At 60.9% G+C, this 23,462-nt stretch carries 18 protein-coding genes; 10 read left to right on the top strand and 8 right to left on the bottom strand.

Annotation, left to right across the window (positions count from 1 at the left end):
- Positions 1 to 3 precede the first annotated feature (3 nt).
- Genes CRO23_RS00745 through CRO23_RS00755 form a run of 3 tightly spaced genes read left to right on the top strand, consistent with a single transcriptional unit; the run spans position 4 to position 2,300 of the window.
- A complete protein-coding gene (locus CRO23_RS00745; protein WP_097101211.1) occupies positions 4 to 999 on the top strand; it encodes a hypothetical protein in 996 nt (331 codons plus the stop codon).
- Complete coding sequence (locus CRO23_RS00750; protein ID WP_016930471.1) at positions 999 to 1,577, top strand: hypothetical protein; 579 nt, start codon at positions 999 to 1,001, stop codon at positions 1,575 to 1,577. The genes CRO23_RS00745 and CRO23_RS00750 overlap by 1 nt, the downstream gene beginning before the upstream one ends.
- A gap of 21 nt (positions 1,578 to 1,598) precedes the next feature.
- The gene (locus tag CRO23_RS00755) at positions 1,599 to 2,300 is read left to right on the top strand and encodes a DUF2461 domain-containing protein (RefSeq protein WP_016930470.1); all 702 of its coding nucleotides are present in this window, start codon (positions 1,599 to 1,601) and stop codon (positions 2,298 to 2,300) included.
- Positions 2,301 to 2,309: 9 nt separating this feature from the next.
- Here CRO23_RS00755 and ilvY read toward each other — a convergent pair whose 3' ends face one another.
- On the bottom strand, positions 2,310 to 3,200 hold the full coding sequence (ilvY, locus tag CRO23_RS00760) for an HTH-type transcriptional activator IlvY (protein WP_004929971.1): 891 nt from the start codon (positions 3,198 to 3,200) through the stop codon (positions 2,310 to 2,312).
- Positions 3,201 to 3,368: 168 nt separating this feature from the next.
- On the opposite strand from ilvY, the gene ilvC reads away from it, so the two are divergent.
- Positions 3,369 to 4,844 carry a ketol-acid reductoisomerase gene (ilvC, locus tag CRO23_RS00765; protein WP_016930469.1) on the top strand — a complete coding sequence of 492 codons (1,476 nt, stop codon included), beginning with the start codon at positions 3,369 to 3,371 and terminating at the stop codon, positions 4,842 to 4,844.
- Positions 4,845 to 4,891: 47 nt separating this feature from the next.
- Here the strand turns inward: ilvC and CRO23_RS00770 are convergent, their stop codons facing one another.
- Positions 4,892 to 5,593, bottom strand: a complete 702-nt coding sequence (locus tag CRO23_RS00770; RefSeq protein ID WP_079450474.1) for a LuxR family transcriptional regulator — start codon at positions 5,591 to 5,593, stop codon at positions 4,892 to 4,894.
- 243 nt (positions 5,594 to 5,836) lie between these two features.
- Complete coding sequence (locus tag CRO23_RS00775) at positions 5,837 to 6,769, bottom strand: sugar kinase (RefSeq protein WP_097101213.1); 933 nt, start codon at positions 6,767 to 6,769, stop codon at positions 5,837 to 5,839.
- A gap of 238 nt (positions 6,770 to 7,007) precedes the next feature.
- Between CRO23_RS00775 and pdeH the strand changes: the two genes are divergently transcribed.
- Together pdeH and CRO23_RS00785 are read left to right on the top strand one after the other, a co-directional pair.
- Positions 7,008 to 7,799 carry a cyclic-guanylate-specific phosphodiesterase gene (pdeH, locus tag CRO23_RS00780; protein ID WP_097101215.1) on the top strand — a complete coding sequence of 264 codons (792 nt, stop codon included), beginning with the start codon at positions 7,008 to 7,010 and terminating at the stop codon, positions 7,797 to 7,799.
- A 91-nt stretch (positions 7,800 to 7,890) separates the two neighbouring features.
- A complete protein-coding gene (locus CRO23_RS00785) occupies positions 7,891 to 9,930 on the top strand; it encodes an AsmA family protein (RefSeq protein WP_097101217.1) in 2,040 nt (679 codons plus the stop codon).
- On the opposite strand, the gene CRO23_RS00790 is transcribed toward CRO23_RS00785, so the two are convergent.
- The 3 genes from CRO23_RS00790 to yhjD form a co-directional block, all read right to left on the bottom strand.
- Positions 9,931 to 10,698, bottom strand: a complete 768-nt coding sequence (locus CRO23_RS00790; protein ID WP_016930464.1) for a CDP-diacylglycerol diphosphatase — start codon at positions 10,696 to 10,698, stop codon at positions 9,931 to 9,933. It lies immediately after the preceding gene.
- 101 nt (positions 10,699 to 10,799) lie between these two features.
- On the bottom strand, positions 10,800 to 12,122 hold the full coding sequence (locus tag CRO23_RS00795; RefSeq protein WP_016930463.1) for an MFS transporter: 1,323 nt from the start codon (positions 12,120 to 12,122) through the stop codon (positions 10,800 to 10,802).
- 329 nt (positions 12,123 to 12,451) lie between these two features.
- Positions 12,452 to 13,471 carry an inner membrane protein YhjD gene (gene yhjD / locus CRO23_RS00800; RefSeq protein ID WP_079452489.1) on the bottom strand — a complete coding sequence of 340 codons (1,020 nt, stop codon included), beginning with the start codon at positions 13,469 to 13,471 and terminating at the stop codon, positions 12,452 to 12,454.
- A gap of 341 nt (positions 13,472 to 13,812) precedes the next feature.
- Between yhjD and CRO23_RS00805 the strand changes: the two genes are divergently transcribed.
- Positions 13,813 to 14,679 (top strand): crotonase/enoyl-CoA hydratase family protein, encoded by an 867-nt coding sequence (locus CRO23_RS00805; RefSeq protein WP_016930461.1) that lies wholly within the window; start codon positions 13,813 to 13,815, stop codon positions 14,677 to 14,679.
- Between the two features lie 16 nt (positions 14,680 to 14,695).
- Here the strand turns inward: CRO23_RS00805 and pdeR are convergent, their stop codons facing one another.
- Positions 14,696 to 16,690 (bottom strand): cyclic di-GMP phosphodiesterase, encoded by a 1,995-nt coding sequence (gene pdeR, locus CRO23_RS00810; protein ID WP_016930460.1) that lies wholly within the window; start codon positions 16,688 to 16,690, stop codon positions 14,696 to 14,698.
- Between the two features lie 527 nt (positions 16,691 to 17,217).
- Between pdeR and spy the strand changes: the two genes are divergently transcribed.
- On the top strand, positions 17,218 to 17,709 hold the full coding sequence (gene spy / locus CRO23_RS00815) for an ATP-independent periplasmic protein-refolding chaperone Spy (protein WP_028128096.1): 492 nt from the start codon (positions 17,218 to 17,220) through the stop codon (positions 17,707 to 17,709).
- Between the two features lie 94 nt (positions 17,710 to 17,803).
- Here spy and CRO23_RS00820 read toward each other — a convergent pair whose 3' ends face one another.
- Positions 17,804 to 19,021, bottom strand: a complete 1,218-nt coding sequence (locus CRO23_RS00820; protein WP_097101219.1) for a Tm-1-like ATP-binding domain-containing protein — start codon at positions 19,019 to 19,021, stop codon at positions 17,804 to 17,806.
- Between the two features lie 250 nt (positions 19,022 to 19,271).
- Between CRO23_RS00820 and CRO23_RS00825 the strand changes: the two genes are divergently transcribed.
- Entirely contained in the window at positions 19,272 to 19,925 is a 654-nt protein-coding gene (locus tag CRO23_RS00825; protein ID WP_097103062.1) for a TetR/AcrR family transcriptional regulator, read from the top strand.
- 478 nt (positions 19,926 to 20,403) lie between these two features.
- Positions 20,404 to 23,427, top strand: a complete 3,024-nt coding sequence (locus CRO23_RS00830; protein ID WP_097101220.1) for an autotransporter serine protease — start codon at positions 20,404 to 20,406, stop codon at positions 23,425 to 23,427.
- Positions 23,428 to 23,462: the final 35 nt, after the last annotated feature.

The raw sequence follows: 23,462 nt of genomic DNA on the forward strand, positions 1-23,462 counted from the left end.
ACAATGAAAACCGCTTTTTCTACGCCGTTCGGTTCTCCCGAAGACGATTTGACCAACGCCGAATTTGCCCGCTTGTTGGGCAATGCCGGGATACAAGAGTTCTATCGCGATATTAATCTGCAAGCCTTGCAGGACTCGCTGGACTGCAGCCTCGCTTTTCATGGCGTGGGAATTATTTTTTCCGACGGGCAAAACTCATTTTTAGTCCGCCCGACGCAGCACACCGGTTATTCGAACGCTTCGCAGGTCACCCACGTGGTCATCAGCAAAACGGTGGCTCATACCTCGCGCGTTGCCGCGACCAATACGCTGTCGGAAGCGTTGAGCAAACCCAGCGTCAGCAAAGAGTTGGCCTCGGCCGCGCTGTCGTGCGGAACGCTGCTGGTATCGGTATTTTTACTGGCGTCGGGCAGCGTCGCCGTGCCGTTTACCGGCGGCACCAGCTCAGCGGTGGCTTATCTGGGCTATGCCGGCATGGCCGCCAGCGCGCTGCAGTGCGGCAATGGGCTATACCGCGTCAACAAGCTTTATGACGGAAAAGGCGATGAATTGGCTCAGCTCGACTCTGAGCAGTGGTATATCGCCACCAGCACCGTACTCGATGTGATCTCGCTGGCCAGCGCGGGGGCCGCCCTGAAGGAAGCGACGATGACCTACCGCGCCATGCGCCGCATTTCGGCGCGCAAGGCGACGGAATGGCTGAAAAGCATGCCCCGCAGCGAAAGGAAGCGGCTGACCGAAAACATCATTCGGGCGGAAAACCCGGGGATTTCCAATAACGTCTTGAAAGAGATGGTGAAGAACGGCTTATACCCGAAGCGCTATCCGACGGAAGCGATCCAAAACGGGCTGCGTCAGCAACTGCATTCGGCGCTCAATAACTCATTGACGTTCGTGGGCAGCGGCATCAGCGGCACCCTGTCTGCGCCGGTGAATGTGAAAACCACCGGGCAGTATTTTGTGGGCATTATGCAGAAATTGCCGCAGATGGTGAGGTAATGGCGGATTGGATGATTAAACGCCTGATCGTGCAGGGCCGGGAGATGGAAAGCCAAATCGCGGCGCGCGATCGTGCGCTTTTCGCCGGCGTGGATGCGCAGCTTGAGCAGCATTTCCTGACGCCGGGCCAGCGGCTGTCACCGCCGGGCGTCGGCAATGTCATGTTGCTGATGGTATGCCTGACGCTGGGGCTGGCGGGCGTGATGGGCCTGGCCACGGACGTGGCGGCCGCCTGGAGCGGCAAGACTTCTGCCGCCGTTCTAATGGGCAGCGGCGCGATCGTGGCGGTGTGGATGACGCTGATCCTGTTCCAACTGGTGCAGGGTAAAAACAGCGGGGTGGTATTGCTGCAATATTACCTTGGCATGCTCGGTCTGTGTTGCCTCGGCGCCGCGGCGGCGTGGGCGGCGGGCATGACCGGCATCGCCACCGGCGCCCTGCTGCTGGGGGGCGCGGTTGGCGGGGCGCTGTTCAGCAACCGGGCGGCGTTCTACCTGTATGTCGCTTATTTCCGCACGCGTCGGCGCGTGTTTATCAAACGCCGTTGGCAGAGGGAAGATCTGCGCAACACCCGATAAACCGTCAGAACGGAAAAACTTATGACGCAACCTTTCTCCGGCTTTAGCCAGCAGGGCCTGAATTTCCTGCAGCAGGTGCGGATCGAGAACGATAAGGCGTGGTTCGACGGCAACCGCGACATCTACGATCGCGAGCTGCTGGCGCCGTTTCGCGCGCTGGTGGAGCAGTTGGCTCCCGGCATGCTGGCGATCGATCCGCAGTTTGAGACTCGCCCGGCGATCGGCAAAACGCTGTCGCGCATTCATCGCGATACGCGGTTTTCTCACGACAAGTCGCGCTACCGCAGCCGCATGTGGCTGACGTTCAAGCGCCCGAGTAAAGACTGGAAAGATGCGCCGGTCTACTTTTTCGAACTGGGGCCGGACATGCTGCGCTATGGGCTCGGCTACTACAGCGCCAACAAGCCGACCATGGATCTGTTCCGCCATACGCTGAAACAACGGCCGCAGCCTTTCCTGGAGGTGGCCGCCTGCTGCCGGCCGCCGTTCGAGCTGGTGGGCGAAAGCTACAAGCGCCCGCTGGTGAAGGAGCAGGCGGCGGAGATCGCCACCTGGTACAACCGCAAGTCGTTTGCGGTGATGGTGACGGACAGCGAAGTGGAAAAGCTGTTCAACGCCGATCTGGCGCCGCTGCTGGCCGGGGCGTTTTTGCAGCTTGAGCCGCTCTACCACTGGCTGATGCAGGTAGAGGCGATGAAGCAGATCGATCCGGCAGACCTTTGAAACCCCGCGTCAGCGGGGATGCAGCAACCGCCAAAAGGCGTCGATCAACGGATCGCTGAGGCGCTTTTTCTGAACGCAGACCCCCAGTTCGAAGGGTTCGACCATCGAGATGTTATCCAGCTGCGAGATGCGGTTGCGCACCGGCTCCGGGCTGTTGTCCACCACCACGCTTGGGATCAGCGCGATGCCGCAGCCCAGGGCCACCATCGACACGATGGCCTCGTGGCCGCCGACGGTAGCGTAAATCAGCGGATTGCTGATGCGGTGGCGGCGGAACCACAGTTCGATACGTTTTCGCGAAGGGCCGTGCTCCGGCAAGATGAACGGGATCTCGGCCCAGTCGGGCTTGTCGGCGAACGCCTGGCTGCGCACCGCGCAGGGCAGCGCCGGCGCGATCAGCACCAGCGGAATTTCGCCGATTTTGGTGAACGCCACGCTGGCGGGCAGCGTTTCCGGCCGGCCGGCGATGCCGAGATCGGCCTCGTTGGATTGCACCTTGTCGACCGCGTCGGCGGCATCGCCGGTGGTCAGCTTGATCTCTACCAGCGGGTGCTGCGCACGGAAGCGATCGAGGATCGGCGGCAGGTGGCTGTACGCCGCGGTCACCGAGCAGAACAGCCGCAGTTCGCCGCTCAGCGAAGGGCCGTGCTGGCCGAGCGAGTGTTTCAGCTGCTGATACTGCAGCAACGTCTGTTGGGCGAATTCTTTCAGCTGTTCGCCGGCGTCGGTGAGTTGCACGGTGCGGTTATCGCGCAGGAACAGCGGCTGCCCGAGGATCTCTTCCAGCCGCTGGATCTGGCGGGAGAGCGTCGACGGGCTGACGTGCATCGCCTTGGCGGTGCGCCCGAAGTGATGGCTTTCGGCCAGATGCAGGAACAGCTTTAAATCACGTAAATCCATATCGATACGCTCGCAGTGAGAGTGTTGCAAAAATTGCAATGTCACGTTCTCAATATATCAATTTAAGCAACGCATTTCCTGTTATACATTGAGTTTAACGAATCTCCGCACAGACAGGGCGGGGAATGAAAATAACAATGCAAGACAACATCAAACCGGAGTACCACCATGGCTAACTATTTCAACACCTTGAACCTGCGTCAGCAGTTGGCGCAATTGGGTAAATGCCGCTTTATGGCGCGCGACGAATTTGCTGACGAAGCCGGCTACCTGAAAGGTAAAAAAGTGGTGATTGTCGGCTGTGGCGCCCAGGGGCTGAACCAGGGGCTGAACATGCGCGATTCCGGTCTGGATGTCGCCTATGCCCTGCGCAAAGAAGCGATTGACGAGAAGCGCGCTTCCTGGCGCAAGGCGACCGAAAACGGCTTTAAGGTCGGCACCTACGAAGATTTGATCCCGCAGGCGGATCTGGTGGTTAACCTGACCCCGGACAAGCAGCACTCTTCCGTGGTGCGTGCGGTGCAGCCGCTGATGAAAGACGGCGCGGCGCTGGGTTACTCCCACGGCTTCAACATCGTTGAAGTGGGCGAGCAGGTGCGCAAAGACCTCACCGTGGTGATGGTCGCGCCGAAGTGCCCGGGCACCGAAGTGCGCGAAGAGTACAAGCGCGGCTTCGGCGTGCCGACCCTGATTGCGGTTCACCCGGAAAACGATCCGAAAGGCGAAGGCATGGCGATCGCCAAGGCCTGGGCGGCGGCGACCGGCGGCCACCGCGCCGGCGTGCTGGAATCCTCCTTCGTCGCTGAAGTGAAATCTGACCTGATGGGCGAGCAGACCATTCTGTGCGGCATGCTGCAGGCGGGTTCTCTGCTGTGCTTCGACAAGCTGGTTGCTGAAGGCGCCGATCCGGCTTACGCCGAGAAACTGATTCAGTTCGGCTGGGAAACCATCACCGAAGCGCTGAAGCAGGGCGGCATCACGCTGATGATGGATCGCCTGTCCAACCCGGCCAAGCTGCGCGCCTATGCGCTGTCCGAACAGCTGAAAACCATCATGGCGCCGCTGTTCCAGAAGCACATGGACGACATCATCTCCGGCGCTTTCTCCAGCGGCATGATGGCCGACTGGGCGGAAGACGACGTGAAACTGCTGACCTGGCGCGAAGAGACCGGCAAAACCGCGTTCGAGAATGCGCCGCAGTTTGAAGGCAAAATCAGCGAGCAAGAGTACTTCGATCACGGCGTGCTGATGGTGGCGATGGTGAAAGCGGGCGTTGAGCTGGCGTTCGAAACCATGGTCGATGCCGGCATCATCGAAGAATCGGCTTACTACGAGTCGCTGCACGAGCTGCCGTTGATCGCCAACACCATTGCGCGTAAGCGTCTGTATGAAATGAACGTGGTCATCTCCGATACCGCGGAGTACGGTAACTACCTGTTCGCCAACGCGGCGGTGCCGTTGCTGAAGGACTTCATGACCACCCTGCAGGCGGGCGATTTGGGCAAAGCCGTGGCGGGTACGGCGGTGGACAACGCGCAGCTGCGCGACGTGAACGAAGCGGTGCGCAGCCATCCAATCGAAACCGTCGGCCGCAAACTGCGCGGCTACATGACCGACATGAAACGTATCGCCGTTGCGGGCTGATTTTCCGCAAGATAAAAAACAAAAAGCCGGCTGCAATGCCGGCTTTTTTATGCCTGAGGCGGCGCGATCAGTTGCCGTTCAAGGCCGCGCCGGATCGCGTGTTTGGCGTTGGCGACCCCCAGCTTCCGCACCGCATTGCCGATGTGAAACTTCACCGTGCCGGTTTTGATCCCCAGGATCAGCGCGATCTCATTATAGGTTTTGCCCTGGCTGGCCCAATAGAGAATTTCCCCTTCGCGCGGCGAGAGCCGATCCTTTCGGCTCGCCTCGGCGCTGGCCAACGCAAGCGCGTGCTGGTGGGTATCGACCAAGACCATCTGCAGGCTGGCCTTTTCTTCCTCCATTAGCTGCCGCAGTTCGGCGTCATCGGCCGCCGTCGCGCTGATCGACAAGATCGCCAGATTGTTGTCGTGATCGTGCAAAACAAAGCTGCAACCGTGCACGATGTCGTACTCCCGCGCCTGGCTGAAGATCTTCCGGTGATGCCGATCCTCGGTGGTGAGGGCGGTGTCGTGCCACATAAAGGGCGCACAGCGGTTATGGGCGGCGCGCACGACGGGATCGATGCGCTGATAGCGATTGGCACTGTAGATGTCCAGCCATTCTTGCGGATAGCTCGATACCAGCAGATGGCGGTCGGGATGGTGTTTATTGAAGGTCAAGTAAGCGTATTTGAATTGGCTGAAGGCCTGTAGCCGGCCATCAAGATGCAGTCTTGCGGCGACGGCGTTGGCGAATGTGACGGCCATCGGTAACCTCCCTGTCGTTCGGCGGCTCAGTCCGACCTGCACCAAAGTCCAGCTAGTCAGTGCGGCGGATTGAAATTTATACTCGGCTAATAAATTCAAAAAGACGGCAATGCCAAGACCCGAGCTTAGCAGCTCTGGGCGGAAATAAGCCAACGCCAGGGAAATTCTTTCAATCATCCTCCGATCAATGCTTCTGGGATCCATTGCGTGGGCGGCGGGGCGACTTCGCCGCCGCCTTATTGATTATGCGGGCATCGCCGCTGCGGGAATGATGGCGCCGCGATGTTGGATCACCGTCGCAGCAAGCTGGTGGCCGCGCTGCGCCGCCTGCCGGGCGCCGCCGCCGTTCAGGCGCACCGCCAGGTAGCCGGCGCTGAAAGAGTCGCCCGCCGCAGTGGTATCCACCACGCGCTCCGGCGGCAGTGCGATCGCCGGCACCTCAAGCCGCTCCCCCTCCACATTGAACACCAGACAGGCATTCGCGCCGCGTTTGATAACGATCTCGCCGACGCCGAGCGCCTGCGTGCGCGTCACTATCTGTTCAACCGGCTGCGCTCCCCACAGCAATTCTTCGTCATCCAGCGTCAAAAAGGCGATGTCGGTGCAGGCCAGCACCTCGCGGTAGGCCTGCTGCGTTTCCTCACGGCTTGGCCACAGACGCGGGCGGTAGTTGTTGTCGAAGATCACCTGGCCGCCGTTGGCGCGACAGCGGCGCAGCAACGTCAGCAGCTTCGTGCGGTCGGCAGGCGCGAGGATCGCCAGGCTAATGCCGCTGAGGTACAGGTAATCGAACTGCGCCAGCCGCGCGCACAGTGCGTCGGCCTGCGGTCCAGCAAGCCAATAGCGGGCGGCGGCGTCATTGCGCCAATAGTAGAAAGTGCGTTCGCCGGCGGCGTCGGTTTCGATCACGTACAGGCCCGGCAGCTTGTTGTCGAACTGCTGAATCAACCCGGTCTCGATCTTCTCCTGCCGCCAGGCCTGCAGCATCTCGCCGCTGAAGCTGTCGGTGCCGAGCGCGGTGACGTAATGCACCTGCAACGTCTGTTTCGGCATTTGGCGGGCGAGGTAGACGGCGGTGTTGAGGGTATCGCCGCCAAAGCCGCGCGTCAGCTGTGCGCCCTGCTGTGACAGCTCGATCATGCATTCGCCGATCACGGCGAGGTTTCGGATAGTCATCGTCAATAAGCCCTGGCTAAAGAAGAAGCAACAGCCACCAGTCTCCACGCAAGGCGGTAAGGGAGTCAATAAATTAAAACAGTGTTTTAATTTTTTATGATCGCGATCGGCCAACGCCGACAGGGTGAAGAGGAAAGCATGCGGCAATTCGTGCTTAAAGTTTTACGTGGCGTGGCCGATAAGTTGGGTAAAGAAACAGCGGCAGCGCTCTCACTTCCCCGCCACGGCGATAGTACCGATGATAACCAATCTGATCTCGGGTCTGCTGGCGCCCTGTTTTGCCCTCTATGCCTGCGCCAAATCGCGGCGCTACTGGCGGCAATGCCGGCGCTTGTATACCTTCCAGCCGATTTATCGCACCAGCGGCGCGCTGTTGGCGGTGGAACTGCTGACGGCGGTGCATCACCCGAATGAGCCGGACAAGCGGCAATCCCCGGAACAGTATTTTGCCTCGCTCGGCGTCGCCGAGCGTTTGCGGGTGGTTCAGGAACAGCTGGCGCTGTTGCAGCGCTGGCAGGCGTTGTTCATCCGCCACGCGGTGATGGTATCGGTCAATATCGACGGCATCGCGCTGCAAGCATTGCAGCGTCATCGCGCGTTGCAACGGCAGATCGCCGAGATGCCCTATCTGCGCTTCGAGCTGGTGGAGCACGCCGCAACGGCATCAAACCGCCCGCTGCAGCAGATTGTCGGCGGCGAGCGGCTGTGGCTGGACGATTTCGGCAGCGGGCTGGCCAACTTCTCCGCCGTCGGTGCCTGGCGGTATCAATACATCAAGGTGGCGCGCGAATTGTTCACCTTGCTCAAACAGTCGGAAGAGGGGGTGCAGCTGCTCGGCACCCTGATCAAGATGATGAACCAGCACAGCGACGGGGTGATCGTCGAGGGGGTGGAAACCGAGCAGGAGTGGCGCCTGGTGCAGCGCTCCGGCGCGTTGGCCGCACAGGGCTACTACCTTTCCCGTCCGGCGTGCTTTGAAACGCTGCACAGCGTGCCGACGTTGTTTGCCGCGCCCGGCGCGCCGGCGTGAACTCCGGCCTATCCTCAGCTAGGCTTAAACGGGGCTGCTAATTCCTTTTCCTTTTATTCGGCAGCCTGGCTTATGCGCTGAGGGAGCCGCTATGACAAGAACAGGAAAGGTTTTCAGCTGGCTGGGCGGCATTGTGCTGCTGGCGATCGCCGCACTGGCGATCTTCATCGCTACCTTCGACTGGAATCGACTCAAGCCCACCATCAACGACAAAGTGTCGGCCGAACTGCGGCGGCCGTTCGCCATCCGCGGCGATCTGGGCGTCGACTGGTCACGTAATCCGGATGAGGGCGGCTGGCGCGCCTGGGTGCCCTGGCCGCATATTCATGCCGAAGACGTGTGGCTGGGTAATCCGAAAAACATGCCCGGCGACAGCATGGTGACGCTGCAGCGCATCGACACCAGCATCGCACCGCTGGCGCTGCTGGGTAAAGAGCTGCTGATCCCGCGCATCTGGCTGAAGCGGCCGAATGCGTCGTTGCAACGCCTGGCCAACGGCGACAACAACTGGACGTTTGACCTGGCCGGCGGCCAGGATCCCAAGCAGCCGCCTTCCGACTGGTCGTTCACCGTTCACGATATCGTGTTCGACAAGGGACAGATCGCCTTTAAAGACGCCACGCTAAAGGCGGATTTCCGCGCCGTTATCGATCCGCTCGGCAAACCGCTGCCGTTCAGTGAAGTGACCGGCAAACAGAGCGGCGGCAAGAGCGCTACACCCGATTATGTTTTCGGCTGGCAGGTGAAAGGCAAATATAACGGCGAACCGCTGAGCGGCAGCGGCAAGATCGGCGGCATGCTGTCGCTGCAGAGCGCCGCTCTGCCGTTCCCGCTGCAGGCCGACGTGCGTTCCGGCAGCACCCGGGTGGCGGTGGCGGGCACCTTGTCCGATCCGCTGAATCTCGGCGGCCTGGACGTGCAGCTGAAATTTTCCGGCGACAGCCTGGGCAACCTCTATGGCCTGACCGGCGTGCTGTTGCCGAACACGCCGCCGTATGCGACCGATGGCCATCTGATGGCTCGTCTGCATCAGCCGGGCGGCGCCGTGTTCGAGTATCAGAAATTTGACGGCAAAATCGGCGACAGCGACATTCACGGTAGCTTGAAATACGTCGCCGGTAAACCGCGGCCCACGCTGAGCGGCGCGGTGAGCTCCCGGCAGCTGAGGTTGGCGGATCTGGCGCCGCTGATCGGCGCGGACTCCAACGCCGCCAAAGCCGGGCGCGGCGAGAAGAGCCGCCAGCCGGCGGATAAGGTGCTGCCGGTCGAACAGTTCGATACGCAAAGCTGGCGCAAGATGGATGCGGACGTGAAGTTTGCCGCCGCGCGCATTGAACGCGGCAGCGATTTGCCGCTGAGCGATCTGGCCACGCACCTGAAACTGAACAATGGCGAACTGCGCCTGGATCCGCTGCGCTTCGGGATGGCGGGCGGCAGCCTGAGCGCCGTCGTGCGCCTCGATGGCGGCAAAAAGCCGATGCGCGGTCAGGTAGATATGCACGCGCGCAAACTCCAGCTCAAACAGCTGTTGCCGAACGTGGCGGCGATGAAGCGCAGCCTCGGGCAGATGAACGGCGACGCCAGACTGACGGGCAGCGGCAATTCGGTGGCCGAGCTGCTGGCGACCAGCAACGGCGACCTGCGTCTGTTGATCAATAACGGGGTGATCAGCCGTAGCCTGATGGAGATCCTCGGTCTGAACGTCGGCAACTATCTGGTGGCGCAGCTGTTCGGTGACGACGTGGTGGGCATCAACTGCGCGGCGGCGGACGTCGGCATCCGCAGCGGCGTCGCCGCGCCGCGGCTGTTCGTGTTCGACACCGAAAACGCGGTGATCAACATCACCGGCAACACCAACCTCGCCACCGAACGGCTGGATTTGTCCATCGATCCGGAAAGCAAGGGGATGCGCGTGCTGACCCTGCGCTCGCCGCTGTACGTGAAAGGCACCTTCAAGCATCCGGACGCCGGGGTGAAAGCCGGGCCGCTGATCGCGCGCGGCGCGGCGGCGGTGGCGTTGGGGGCGGTGCTGACGCCGGCAGCGGCGCTGCTGGCGCTGGTCTCGCCCAGTGAGGGCGGCGAGGAGAATCCGTGCGGGCAGATCCTGCGGGAGATGAAAGGCAAAAAATAATCAGGCGTGCGGCGGCGGCGTGAGCAGCCGGCAGTCGTGATCCTGGATCTCTTCCGCCGAGGCCAGGGTAAACGGCAGCAGGCTGCGCTCGGTCGCCAGCAGCAGGAAATCGCCGTCCGGCAGCGCGGTCATCGCCAGGCCGAAGCTGCCCATGCGCCCGTCGGCGCGCGGCAGGCCGGAGGCCAGCAGGCGGAAGGCGCCCTGTTGTTCCAGTTCGGCGGGGGTCACCCGCCGCCCCAGATAGTCATGCCCCAACAGGCCGCCGGGCAGCGGTTGCCATTGCTCGATGAAATCGGGGCCAATCTGCGCCAGCCGCTGTTTTACCGCCGGCGACAGGCAGGAGATATGAATGTGCAGCTGGTTTTGCGTGCGGCCATATTCCGAGTTGATCGCCAGTGAAATATCGCCGTCGTCGATGGGTTTGCCATAACGCTCCGCCATCACGTGGCGCGCGCGCCAGGCCTGCGCGAAGAAATTCGGCGTGGCGGCGTCCAGCAGCGCCGGGCTTTCGATACCGGTGATTTTGGCGCTGGGCATCAGCAGGTATTGCAACGGCCCGTTGCGATCTTTAAACACCACGAAACCGGCCGGCACATCCACCTGCGCGCAGGGCGCCGGGTTGTCATGCGCTTGCTGATTGGGCAGACATTGCTGGCTGACGATGCGCCATAGCGCATCGGGATGGTCAGGCTTCAACCCGTAATAGAGCGCGATGGCGAGAGCCGCCAGCAGCGCCACGCAGACAAATACCCCACGACGCAAAGACATCGGCCGATCCTGTTACCGAGAGAAACATTCAGCATAGCCCGGTTTTATGACAGGAAACGAACAACGCGTGCGGCCCCCCGCAGTGAGGGGGCCGCAGAGGATCACAGCGACTGGTGGCGGGTTTCTTTCATCAGCAGCAGCGCCAGCAGCGTCAGCCCGGCCATCGCCGCCAGGTACATACCGACGTAGAACAGCCCGTAATGGGCCGCCAGCCAGGTGGCGATATAAGGCGCCACGGACGCGCCGAGGATCGACGCGACGTTGTAGGAGAATGACGCGCCGGTATAGCGCACTTCGGTAGGGAACAGCTCCGGCAGCAGCGCACCCATCGGGCCAAAGGTCAGCCCCATGATGCTCAGGCCGCACAGCAGGAAGCCCATCACCAGCGCCTGGTTGCCGGAACCCAGCAGGGTCGGGAACAGGAACGCGAAGCCGATCATCAGCAGGGTAATGGCGATCATGGTCTTGCGGCGGCCGAACGCGTCCGCCAGCAGACCGGCGATCGGCACCATCACGCCGAAACCAATCACCGCCACCATCAGCATCCACAGGAAGCTGTTGCGGGAGTAACCGAGGCCCAACGGCTGCGGCGCGGTGCCGTAGGTCATCGAATACACCGTCATCAGATAAAACAGCGTGTAGGTCGCCAGCATGATGAAGGTGCCGAGGATGGTGGCTTTCAGATGTTTGCTCAGCAGCGTGCCGAGCGGCACTTTCACCTGTTTGCCGGCCTTGGCCGCTTTGGCGAACACCGGCGTTTCATGCAGCGATACCCGCACATACAGGCCAATCAGCACCAGCGCCGCGGAGAGGATGAACGGCACGCGCCAGCCCCATTCCATAAATTGCTGGTCGCTCAGCAGCCATGAGAGCAGCAGGAAGGTGCCGTTGGCGAAGAAGAAACCGATAGGCGCCCCCAACTGGGGGAAAGAACCGTACAGCGCGCGCTTTTTGGCCGGCGCGTTCTCCGTCGCCAGCAGGGCTGCGCCGCCCCATTCGCCACCCAGCCCCAGGCCCTGGCCAAAGCGCGCCAGCGCCAGCAGGATAGGGGCGAAGATGCCGATGGTTTCATAGCTCGGCAGCAGGCCGATCAGCACGGTGGAAATCCCCATGGTCAGCAGCGAGGCGACCAGCGTGACCTTGCGCCCGACGCGATCGCCGAAGTGGCCGAACAGCGCAGAGCCGATAGGGCGCGCGACAAAGGCGACGGCGAAGGTGGCCAGCGACTGCAGCGTCGCGGTGGTCGGGTCGCCCTGCGGGAAGAAGATGTGTGGGAACACGATCACCGCGGCGGTGGCGTAGATGTAGAAGTCGAAGAACTCGATGGCGGTGCCGACCAGCGAGGCGACGATGACTTTCCCGCGGGAATTCACCGGTGTAGACGCGTCGTCGGCGTCGAGTGGGGGTGCGATGGTGGCTTGCATATCTATTTCTTATTGTTGGAGGGGGTAAAAATCCATCTTAGTGACAGCATTCCGCCTTTTCAACGCTGTAACTTTGGGCAACGCCGCCGCTAACCGGTTAAAAAGACTAATGTTTTACCGGGCTTCTTTTCTGTAGCGTTAAACGTTGAGAAATGGGTTTCATACAGAGGGAATGGCTGTAAAAACGGGAAAGAAAAGTGAATGGGTAGTTTGTTATGCTGGTTTTCCGAATGTCATGCCGCATGATTTAGAGGGATTGACTGGGTTTTTGTTTATTAACCAGAGGAAAGTGCCGGCGTGTGCGATAACACCGGCACGATTGCATGGCTTCAGGGGGCCGGCGGCTCGCGTTCCGGCAAGGCTTTGTCGCCTTGGTAGTCGGCGGTAGCGATCCAGGCGGCACAAAACAGCGTCAAACGGGCGAAGAAGTAGAAGAACGCCATCAGCCCGATCACCGAGCCGAAGGCCGCGCCGGAAGGCGACTTCGCCACCTGCGGCAGCGTCATCGTCATCACGAACTTGATCACCTCAAAACCGATGGCGGCGAGCAAGGTGCCGCGCAGCAGCGCTTTTTTCTTCGGTTTATGGCGCGGCAGCATCCAGAAAATCCACAGGAACAGCAGATAGTTGGCGAAAATCGAGATCGACAGCGCGATCGTTGTCAACGCCGGCCGCAGCCATTCGATGCCGTCCAACCCCAGCGCGTTGACGATCGCCGCCTGCGCCGACCCGGCGACCGAGGTCAGCGACAGCGTAATGATGAGCGCCACCACCAGGCCGGTCAGCGAGATGAAGTCGCGGGTGTACTTGAAATAGATTTTCTCCTGATCCTGCGGATTGCGCTCCCAGACATCGCGTGACTGCGCGCGGATCGCCTCGCGCAGGTTGCCCATCCAACTGATGCCGGAATAGAGCGCCAGCGCCAGACCGGTCAACCCCACGGTGGTGCGCTGCTGAATGGCGGTGTTGACGGTATTCTTCAGCGTGCTGGCCAACGTCGGATCGCTGATGCTGCCGACGATCCGGTTGATCAAGCGGGCCAGCAGATCCGGGTTGGAAGCCAGCACGAAACCGGCGGCGGCGAACGACACCATCAGGATCGGGATCAGCGAGAGGAATGAAAAGTAGGTGATGGCGGCGCCAAACTGGCTGCCCAGCCGATCGTTAAAGCGTTCGGCGGCGCGCAGCAGGTGCGCCACGCTCGGCCAGGCTTTGATGCGTTCAATCAGACGTGAAAAACCGCTGATGCGGCGGTCGAGCGTCTCATGGCCGGTCTTGATGGCGATAAGCGGCTTCGGCGGCGTGTCTTGTGTGGGCTGGCGGCGTTCCTGGTCTGGTCCTGTAGGCATTACTTCACGATTTCCTTAACGTTAAACGGCATGTATCAGCGTTGATTATAGCCAAAGCCCTGCGGCGTTTTGAGCGCCGGGGCGGCAAACGGTCAATTTGCGAGCTTAACGCGTTAGCGCCCGGCATGAAATGCCGGGGATGGCGCGATAGGTAAAATTCCTATGAAAACCCCGTGGCGCCTCGGTTTTTTTCACTTCTCTACCTCCAATTTTTATCTGTTTCGTCGGCGAGAAAGCGTTTACTCATGATGTGGCGTCGCGCTTTGCCGCTCGCCGCTCCGCTGCAGCCGTAGGGGCTGGAACGGTCCCATCCGTCATCAACAGAAAAACTGGAAGGTCTTATGAAATTGCTTAATCACCCCACCTGTCGTCCGTTTACCGAAGCGGGCAATCTGTCGCAGATCTCCGCCTACTATGAAGAGGGGCGGCACATCATGTGGATGCTGCTGCGCGCCGCGCCGCGCCCCTGCTTCAACCAGGCGTTGATTGAAGACATCATGACGCTGGCGCAGGCGGCGAAGGAGTCTTCGCTGCGGTTCGACTTCTGGGTCACCGGCTCGCTGGTGCCGAACATGTTCAACGTCGGCGGCGATCTGCAGTTCTTCGCCGAAGCGATCAAAAACCGCAAGCGCGAGGCGATGATGGCCTACGCGCGTGCCTGCATCGACTGCGTGCATGCGGCGGCACGCGGTTTCGACACCGGCGCGATCAGCATTGCGATGGTTGAAGGCAGTGCGCTGGGCGGCGGTTTTGAAGCGGCGCTGGCGCACCATTTCGTATTGGCGCAAAACAATGCGCGCATGGGGTTCCCGGAGATTGCGTTCAACCTGTTTCCCGGTATGGGCGGTTACTCGCTGGTGGCGCGCAAGGCGGGCATGCGCTTGGCCGAGGAGCTGATTTGGGGCGGCGAGTCGCACACCGCAGAGTGGTTCGAGAGCCGCGGGCTGGTAGACCAGCTGTTCCAGCCCGGCGACGCCTACCTGGCGACGCGCACCTTCATCGATACCATCCGGCCGAAGCTCAACGGCATGCGCGCCATGCTGCGGGCGCGTCAGCGCGTGTTGCAGCTGACGCGTTCCGAGCTGATGGACATTACCGAAGATTGGGTGCACTCGGCCTTTACCATTGAGGAAAAAGACCGTGCCTACATCGAGCGGCTGGTGATGTTACAGGATCGCCATACCCTGAACCTGCGTCGTGCCGGCTAACGTTAACGCGCCCGCCTCATGCGGAGGGTGAGCGCGGGCGATAGGACTGCAGCCAATGCTCCAGCTGTTCCGGGAGCATTGGCCGCGCGAACAGAAAGCCCTGTTTTTCGTCCACGCCGACCTCGTCGAGGAAGTGGTTTTCGCTCTCGGTCTCCACCCCTTCGGCGATCACGCGGAAGGCCAACGCCTCCGCCGCCGCGACGATCGCGCGTACCAGCGATTGCGATACCGGATTGAAATTCACCCCGCGCACGAAGCTTTTATCCAGCTTGATGGCGTCCAGAGGAATGCGTGCCAGCTGCGCCAGCGACGAATAGCCGGTGCCAAAGTCGTCGAGATGCACCTGCGCGCCCAGTTCGCGCAGCCGGGTGATCAGCGCGCGCGCGCGGTTCTCGTCTTCAATCAGGCTGCTTTCGGTCAACTCGAAGTCCAGCAGACAGGGGGCCATGCGGTGACGGTGCAGCACCCCGAGCAGGTCGTTGACGATGCCGTCGTCGGCCAGCTGACGGGCAGAGAGGTTGACCGCCACCCGCAGATTCAATCCCTGCTCTTGCCATTGCGCCGCCTGCCCGGCGGCGGTTTGCAGCACCCATTGGCCCAACGGGCCGATCAGGCCGGACTCCTCGGCATAGGAGATGAACTGCAGCGGCGGGATCAGGCCGCGCTCCGGCGAATCCCAGCGCACCAGCGCTTCCACGCTGTGCACTTCGCCGCTGTGCGCGTCGATTTTAGGCTGGTAATACAGCACCAGCTGATTTTGTTCCAACCCTTTGCGCAGATTGGTGTCCAGCCACATGTATTCGGCGACGCGTTTGTTCATCTCCGGCGAGAAGACGGTATAGGTGCGTTTTCCGTGCTCCTTGGCGACGTACATGGCGGTATCGGCGCTGCGGATCAGGCTGTCGAGATCGTTGCCGTGCTCCGGGCACAGCGCGATGCCGATCGAACAGCCGGTATACACCTCAATCAGACCGATGCGAAAAGGGGTCTTCAGCCTGTCGATAATGCGCTGCGCCAGCGTTTGCAGGCGCTCGCGATCGCTTTGCGGCGCCAGCACCAAGAATTCGTCGCCGCCGAGGCGGGCGAGCACTTGATCCGGGCTCAGGCAGCCGAGGATCGCCAGCGCGACCTCGACCAGCAGCCGATCGCCGAACATATGGCCGTAGGCGTCGTTGACCTTTTTGAAGTTGTCGAGATCGAGGTACACCAGGCCGAAACTCTCTTCGCCGCGCGTGGCGATGGCGTGATTGATCTTGTCCTGGATGGCGTTGCGGTTCGGCAGGCCGGTGATGAGATCGGTGTTGGCCAGCACCCGTAGCCGCTCTTGCGCGCGGCGTTCTTCGGTGATGTCGGTACCGGAACAGATCAGAAAGACTTCGTTTTTGCCGCTGCCGCTGTGCACGAATTTGTTGCGGAACAGGAACAGCCGTTCGCCCTTGACCGTCTTCACCCAGCGTTCCACCTCATAGGACGAACCGTTGCGGAAGAAGCCGGCGATGTTGCGCCGCGAAGCGGCGGCTTCTTCCGGGCTCATAAACAGCTGGAAAACGTTTTTGCCGATCACCTCGTGTTCGTGCAGTCCGGTGTACTCCTCGCTCAGTCGGTTGAAGCGCTGGATGCGGCCGTGCTGATCGACGATCACGATCACCGAGTTGGCTTCGGACACCACCTGCTCGGCGAAGGAGAGGCCGTGCACCAGGTCGCGCGCCACCGATTGGGTGTCGCTGAAGGCGGAAGCGGTGCCCGCCCATTCGAGGTTGTTGACGCGGCGCCCGACCAGATGCAGATGCAGCGGTTCACCGGCCAGCGTAATGGTCAGATCAAGGCTGGCGGTCACGCCGGTCAGACGGCGGATTTTCGCCGCTTCCATGGCGCTGAGCGCCACCGCGATATGAGCTTTGCCCTTAACGGCGGACAGCTCCAGGGCATTGCTGTCAAACGCCAGCCGCCAGTGGGGGCTTTGGGTGCCGAAGTGAGCGCTAAGAAGCTCAGGGCCTTGGTCTGCGGGCATGACGATTCCTCAAAAGAGCACGGGCGGGCGGCACAGCTCCGGGCAGCCTGTTGGCCCGAAAGCGATCGCCGTACGCATCTGTGCATCATATAACAGGTTTTCACAGGCGGGGCGGGTGATGGAAACTATTATATAAGCAATGATTAGTTTTGCGGTGTAAACGTCGCCCGGCGCTGCTTGTCTTAAAGTGTAGGAGAACATCGGATCGTGTGATGCTTACTGATTTCCCCTGCTATCGGAAAACGGTTGATGCAAGGTTGCCGTGCAGGTGAGTAAATTATAGCGATGAGGGGAAAGCGGAAAAATAACTCCACCGGGGGGATTTTTGCCGAGAAATTAAAATTTCCATCAAATAAACGCCATCTTCATAGTTTTCTCATAATTGGTGAATAAATCCGAGACGGGTTTTAAAAAGTTTACACACCCTCGCATTACTTGAAATTTATCAGCCTATTATTATCTCCGACAACGAATGAGCCTGTTAACGTACAGCGCTCCTGATGAAGAAAATTTTTAAGGAAATGATTATGCGTAAATTGACGGCTTTATTTATTGCTTCCACGCTGGCTCTGGGTTCTGCTTCCGCGGCGTTCGCCGCCGATACGGCGACGGCTCCGGCGGCGGATGCGGCGCCGATGAAAATGATGCATCACAAGGGTGAAGGCAAAGGCGGCCCGTTCGCCGGGCTGAACCTGACCGAGCAGCAGCGCCAGCAGATGCGCGATATCATGAAAGAGTCGCACCAGAAGCGCGGGCCGGGCATGAAAGAGGAGCGCCAGGCGCTGCACAATCTGGTCGCTTCCGACAGCTTTGACGAAGCGAAGGCGAAGGCGCAAATTGACGCGATCGGTAAAGCGCAATCCGAACGCATGCTGGCACGCGCCAAAGCGGAAAATAAAATGTATAACCTGCTGACGCCTGAGCAGAAAAAACAATACAATGAGAATTATCAGAAACGCGAGCAAAAGATGATGGACCACATGAATAAAATGAAGGAGCAGATGCCCGCCGGTCAGTAATATCCGCTCGCGGTAAATAATAAAGGGCCAGATTATTTGTCTGGCCCTTTTTCTATTTGGCGTTATCACCGGCAGGCTTTGCCGTGGGTGATCATCATTCTCCGCCGACAATGTGCCGAAACTGTTCGGCAACGGCCTGCGCAAAGCGCGGGTCGTTAATATGATAAGGCGTTTTTATCAACCGGCGTTTGCCGGTGGCGTGCACCGTTTCTTCCAGCGCTTGCGTAAAGGCGGCCAGCGCCGCCGGATCCCAGAACGGTTGGCCGGGCGCATCCAAAGCCGATACGCCGCCCGCCGGGATAACGAAACGCACTTCGCCCGCGCAGGCGTTGATTTTTTCGCCCATCCAACGCCCCATTAACGCATTCTCCCGCGCGCTGGTGCGCACCAGCGTCACTTGCGGGTTGTGATGGTGACGCAGACGGTTGGCATAGTGAGCCGGCACCGTATTCGGCGCGCCGAAGTTGATCATGTCTATCGCGCCGCAGGAGAGCACGCACGGGATGCCGGTACGCGCGATGGCACCGAAACGATCCGCATTGCAGGGCAGCATGCCGCCAAACAGGTAATCGGCCACTTCGGTCGTGGTCAAATCGATGGCGCCGTGCAGTTGGCGGTTATCGATCAGTTTTTCCAACGATCTGCCACCGCTGCCGGTCGCATGAAACGTCAGACAATCCCATTGCGATCCCAGCTCGGCAACCAACGCCTGAACGCAGGGCGTGGTGACGCCAAACGTCGTCAGGCCGATCGCGGGATTGTTGTCGTGATAGTCGACGGCGGCGAAGTGCACTGCGCCGGCTATCTGGCGCGCCGCGTTGCCCAGCACCCGTCGCGAGATGCGATTCAGGCCGGCGAGATCGGTGACCGAATACAGCATGTTGATATCGCTGGCGCCGACATAGGCGGAAACGTCTCCCGCCGCCATGCTCGAGACCATCACTTTCGGCAGGCCGATCGGCAGCTGCTGCATGGCCGGCGTGATGATGGCGGTGCCGCCGGAACCGCCCAGGCCAAGCAAGGCGGCGATATCGCGGCGCGTCAGGATAAAACGTTCGAAAGCGGTCGCCATGGCGGCGATCGCCTGGCCGCGACTGGCGCAGAAGACCGCGTCGGCGCCTGCCGGATGGTGGCGTGCGACGTCTTCTGGACCGATATCGGCCGGGGAGTCAAACGGCAAGCGACGAGTGGAAAGATCGACGGTTCGCGTGGGTAAATTCAGGGCAGCGATCAGCCGCCGTACATACTCCAGCTCTTGTCCTTTCGTATCTGCTGTGGTAGCAATATAGACAAAATTTGAAGTGTATTTCATGTATTTTCCTGGGGTGTTTCTAATTTTTATTTAAAAATCATTTTGTTATATTTTTATGGGGTGCCCTGGTGTTGGCGTTTAAATTAAATTGATTAATGTATTTATATAATGAGACGGCAGTATCATTTTTGCAAGGGCAGCTCAGTGCAAAATGGGACTCCTGTCTCATTTTTGAGCTTTTCAACGTGGCCGGCGCTTTGCCGGCAGCCAGTCGACAGAGGCGCATCCTCTGTTGCGCAAGCGTGTGCAGATGCATGAGGTTTATGTGCCGATAGATGCCTTTCCCACCCCGTTTGATCCTTCACTGACTTCCACCCGGGAAAAAACCTACCGTTTGTTGCTGGCCAGCGCGATGACGCTGTATGACGAAGGGGCGTTTCCTTCGATCACCGAACTGGCGGCGCATGCGCAGGTATCGCGTGCGACGGCCTACCGCTATTTTCCGACCCAGAGTGCGCTGATTAGCGCCGTGGTGGCGGAAAGCCTGGGGCCTATTCTGGAATGGCGCCCGCAAGACGATGACGCCCTGAAACGCATCCGGCAGTTGCTGACTTTCGCCTATCCTCAGATGGAGCGGCACGAGGGAGCATTGCGCGCGGCGCTGCAACTCTCTTTGCAACAGTGGGCGCACGCGACGCCGGGCGAGAAATTCGTGCGCGGCAACCGCAAGCGTCTGTTGGCGCTGGCGGTGGAACCGCTGCAGGGCAAACTGCCGCCGGACTCTCTGCAGAGAGTGATTCATGCTTTCTCGCTGATTTACGGCTCGGAGGTGTTCCTGGTGCTGAAAGATATCTGGGGGCTGGAGCTTGAGAGCATTCAGGACGTCACGCAATGGATGGCCAAAGCCATTCTGCGTCAGGCGGAAGAGGACGCGACGAACTGCAAAAAAACATCAGCAGGATAATCCAATTTTTGCCGATGACCGAGTGAAAAACCAGCATAATTCACTGAGTGAATATTGGCAAAATTTATAATTAAAAGTGATAAAAGACGCCTGTTAAGCACTTTTCAGGCGGCCGCATCCTTTATGTCTCCCTAGGTTATATTTTTATTTATCAGCAAATTATAATTTATCCCTTCACGTGTTATCGCCATTTTGATACCGGCAAACGTCATTGTCATTTCTTATCGGCACTGGCCTGATTCACCCCTGAAACATTCTCTCCTCCCGTCGAGCTGCCGGATGACACATTAAGCGCACTTGAGATTGTTGTGCTTTATTTATTTGGTGTTACCAAACTGTTACACAAAAAATCTTATAAAACATTTGCAAACAACAACGGACGGTATCTGGGATGGAGAAGAAACTTAGAGGAGTCAAATCCGCTCGGGCGGCCTTCGGCTGGCCTGAAATCGGAGTTCATCGCGCACAATGGAGCGCGATGCTGATCTGCCTGACGGCGATTGGCGGGGCGCAGGCCTCCAGCTATATAGAGAACGGCAAAGCGGGCGATCCGGCCAGCTGGCGCAGCAGTGAGTTTAATGCGGAATGGGGGCTGGGGGCGATCCACGCCGACCAGGCCTACGCCGCCGGTTATACCGGAAAAGGCATCAAACTTGGCATTTTCGATCAGCCAGTCTACGCCAAGCACCCGGAGTTCGCCGGTGAGAATAAGGTGATCAATCTGGTTACCGAAGGCATCCGCGAATATACCGACCCCTATATTCCGGTGAAAAAAGGCGACGCTTTCCGCTATGACGGCACGCCGAGCGTGGATTCCGATGGCACGCTCGGTTCGCACGGCACCCACGTGGGCGGCATCGCCGCCGGCAGCCGAGACGGCGGCGCCATGCACGGCGTGGCGTTCAACGCGCAGATCATCAGCGCGGAAAACGGCGATCCCGGCCCGGAGGACGGCATCATCCTCGGCAACGACGGCGCGGTGTACCAGGCCGGTTGGGATGCGCTGGTGGCCAGCGGCGCGCGCATCATCAACAACAGCTGGGGCATCGGCATCACCGAAAAGTTTGATGAGGGCGGTTATGACCCGGCTTATCCGCATTTCACAGTAAACGATGCGCAAAAGCAGTTCGATCAGATCAAACAGATCCTCGGCACCAAGCCCGGCGGCGCCTATCAGGGCGCGATCGACGCGGCCCGCAGCGGCGTGGTCACCATCTTCGCCGCCGGTAACGACGGCAATCTGAATAACCCCGATGCCATGGCCGGTCTGGCTTATTTTGTGCCGGACATTGCGCCGAACTGGCTCTCGGTCGCCAGCCTGCAGGATCCGACCAATACCGGCGATTACAGCATCAGCACCTTCTCTTCTCGCTGCGGTTACACCGCCAGCCTCTGCGTCTCGGCGCCGGGCACCCGGGTATACAGCTCGATAATCGAAGGCACCAGCGTGGAGAATCTGACGACCGGTTACGCCAAATACAGCGGCACTTCGATGGCGGCGCCGCACGTGGCCGGCAGCGTTGCCGTGCTGATGGAGCGTTTCCCGTATCTGAATGGCGCGCAGGTGGCGGAAGTGCTGAAAACCACCGCCACCGACATGGGCGCGCCGGGCATCGACGCGCTCTACGGCTGGGGGATGATCAACCTGGGCAAGGCCATCAACGGCCCGGGCATGTTGGTGACCGCCGAGGATATTCCCGAAGAATTCCGCATTCCGGATCCGACGGGCGTGGCCTACGGCCCGACCCAGTTTGTAGTGGATCTGCCGGGCGTCGGCGCGGTGCTGGACAAGGGCAAACCGACCGAGCGCGTCTGCAGCGATGTGTTGTGCGGCCTGGATTTCTGGAGCAACGACATCTCCGGCCATGGCGGCCTGACCAAACAGGGCATCGGCACGTTGGTGCTGACCGGTAACAACACCTATTCCGGCCCGACGCTGGTCAATCAGGGGCGGCTGGCGATCAACGGCTCGGTCACCTCGGCCGTCAGCGTGCAGAGCGGCGGCATCGTCGGCGGCAGCGGTACCGTCGGTTCGCTGACCGCCCGCCGCGGCGGCACCGTGGCGCCGGGCAACTCGATCGGCACCCTGAACGTGGCCGGCGACGTCAGCTTCGAGCCGGGTTCGCGCTATGCGGTGGAAGTGGGGCCGAACGGCCAGAGCGATCGGATCCAGAGCGGCGGAGCGGCGACGATCGGCGGCGGCGAGGTGGCGGTCACGCTGGAGAACAGCAGCAACCTGCTGACGCAAAGCGAGGTGCGCAGCCTGCTGGGCCAGCAGTACACCATCCTGAGCGCGCAGCAGGGGGTGAGCGGACAGTTTGACGCGGTGGCGCCGAACTACCTGTTCCTCGGCACCGGGCTGAGCTACCAGCCGACCGGGGTAACGCTGAGCGTCGGGCGCAACGGCACGAGCTTCGCCAGCGTGGCGCAGACGCCGAACGAACGGGCGGTGGCAGCGGCGGCGGATGCGCTGGCGGCGGGCAACCCGGTGTACGAGAGCCTGCTCAACAGCGGCACGGCGGGCGAGGCGCGGCAGGCGTTCCGTCAGCTGTCGGGGCAAATCCATGCGGACATCGCGTCGGCGCTGGTGAACGACAGCCGCTACCTGCGTGAGGCGCTGAACGGGCGTCTGCGTCAGGCGGAAGGGCTGGCGAGCTCGTCGGCCATCAAGGCGGACGAGGACGGCGCCTGGGCGCAGCTGCTGGGAGCGTGGGACCATGCGTCGGGCGACGCCAACGCCACCGGCTATCAGGCCTCGACCTACGGGGTGCTGGTGGGGCTGGACTCGGCGGCGGCGGCCGACTGGCGGCTGGGGGTGGCGACCGGCTACACCCGCACCTCGCTGCACGGCGGGTATGGGTCGAAGGCGGACAGCGACAACTACCACCTGGCGGCGTACGGCGACAAGCAGTTCGGGGCGCTGGCGCTGCGGGGCGGGGCGGGCTACACCTGGCACCGCATCGACACCAAGCGGTCGGTGAACTACGGGATGCAGTCGGACCGCGACACGGCGAAGTACAGCGCGCGCACCGAGCAGCTGTTCGCGGAAGCGGGCTACAGCGTGAAGGGCGAGTGGCTGAACCTGGAGCCGTTCGTCAACCTGGCGTACGTGAACTTTGAAAACAACGGCATCGCGGAAAGCGGCGGCGCAGCGGCGCTGCGCGGCGACAAGCAGCACACCGACGCGACGGTGTCGACGCTGGGACTGCGCGCGGACACTGAGTGGCAGGTGAGCCCGGGCACGACGGTGGCGCTGCGCAGCGAGCTGGGGTGGCAACACCAGTACGGCGGGCTGGAGCGTGGCACCGGGCTGCGGTTCAACGGCGGCAACGCGCCGTTCGTGGTGGATAGCGTGCCGGTGTCGCGCGACGGGATGGTGCTGAAGGCGGGGGCGGAAGTGGCGGTGAACGAGAACGCCTCGCTGTCGCTGGGCTACGGCGGGCTGCTGTCGCAGAACCATCAGGACAACAGCGTCAACGCCGGCTTCACCTGGCGCTTCTAAGCAACATCGACTTAATCCTTGTACGGGAACCGCCT

The organism is Serratia sp. JKS296, assembly GCF_900215445.1.
Classification (GTDB): domain Bacteria; phylum Pseudomonadota; class Gammaproteobacteria; order Enterobacterales; family Enterobacteriaceae; genus Serratia; species Serratia marcescens.

Bases quoted from the DNA above. Each gene is read 5' to 3' on its own strand.
- CRO23_RS00745 (WP_097101211.1), top strand. From the start codon at position 4: ATGAAAACCGCTTTTTCTACGCCGTTCGGTTCTCCCGAAGACGATTTG.
- CRO23_RS00750 (WP_016930471.1), top strand. From the start codon at position 999: ATGGCGGATTGGATGATTAAACGCCTGATCGTGCAGGGCCGGGAGATG.
- CRO23_RS00755 (WP_016930470.1), top strand. From the start codon at position 1,599: ATGACGCAACCTTTCTCCGGCTTTAGCCAGCAGGGCCTGAATTTCCTG.
- ilvY (WP_004929971.1), bottom strand. From the start codon at position 3,200: ATGGATTTACGTGATTTAAAGCTGTTCCTGCATCTGGCCGAAAGCCAT.
- ilvC (WP_016930469.1), top strand. From the start codon at position 3,369: ATGGCTAACTATTTCAACACCTTGAACCTGCGTCAGCAGTTGGCGCAA.
- CRO23_RS00770 (WP_079450474.1), bottom strand. From the start codon at position 5,593: ATGGCCGTCACATTCGCCAACGCCGTCGCCGCAAGACTGCATCTTGAT.
- CRO23_RS00775 (WP_097101213.1), bottom strand. From the start codon at position 6,769: ATGACTATCCGAAACCTCGCCGTGATCGGCGAATGCATGATCGAGCTG.
- pdeH (WP_097101215.1), top strand. From the start codon at position 7,008: ATGATAACCAATCTGATCTCGGGTCTGCTGGCGCCCTGTTTTGCCCTC.
- CRO23_RS00785 (WP_097101217.1), top strand. From the start codon at position 7,891: ATGACAAGAACAGGAAAGGTTTTCAGCTGGCTGGGCGGCATTGTGCTG.
- CRO23_RS00790 (WP_016930464.1), bottom strand. From the start codon at position 10,698: ATGTCTTTGCGTCGTGGGGTATTTGTCTGCGTGGCGCTGCTGGCGGCT.
- CRO23_RS00795 (WP_016930463.1), bottom strand. From the start codon at position 12,122: ATGCAAGCCACCATCGCACCCCCACTCGACGCCGACGACGCGTCTACA.
- yhjD (WP_079452489.1), bottom strand. From the start codon at position 13,471: ATGCCTACAGGACCAGACCAGGAACGCCGCCAGCCCACACAAGACACG.
- CRO23_RS00805 (WP_016930461.1), top strand. From the start codon at position 13,813: ATGAAATTGCTTAATCACCCCACCTGTCGTCCGTTTACCGAAGCGGGC.
- pdeR (WP_016930460.1), bottom strand. From the start codon at position 16,690: ATGCCCGCAGACCAAGGCCCTGAGCTTCTTAGCGCTCACTTCGGCACC.
- spy (WP_028128096.1), top strand. From the start codon at position 17,218: ATGCGTAAATTGACGGCTTTATTTATTGCTTCCACGCTGGCTCTGGGT.
- CRO23_RS00820 (WP_097101219.1), bottom strand. From the start codon at position 19,021: ATGAAATACACTTCAAATTTTGTCTATATTGCTACCACAGCAGATACG.
- CRO23_RS00825 (WP_097103062.1), top strand. From the start codon at position 19,272: ATGCATGAGGTTTATGTGCCGATAGATGCCTTTCCCACCCCGTTTGAT.
- CRO23_RS00830 (WP_097101220.1), top strand. From the start codon at position 20,404: ATGCTGATCTGCCTGACGGCGATTGGCGGGGCGCAGGCCTCCAGCTAT.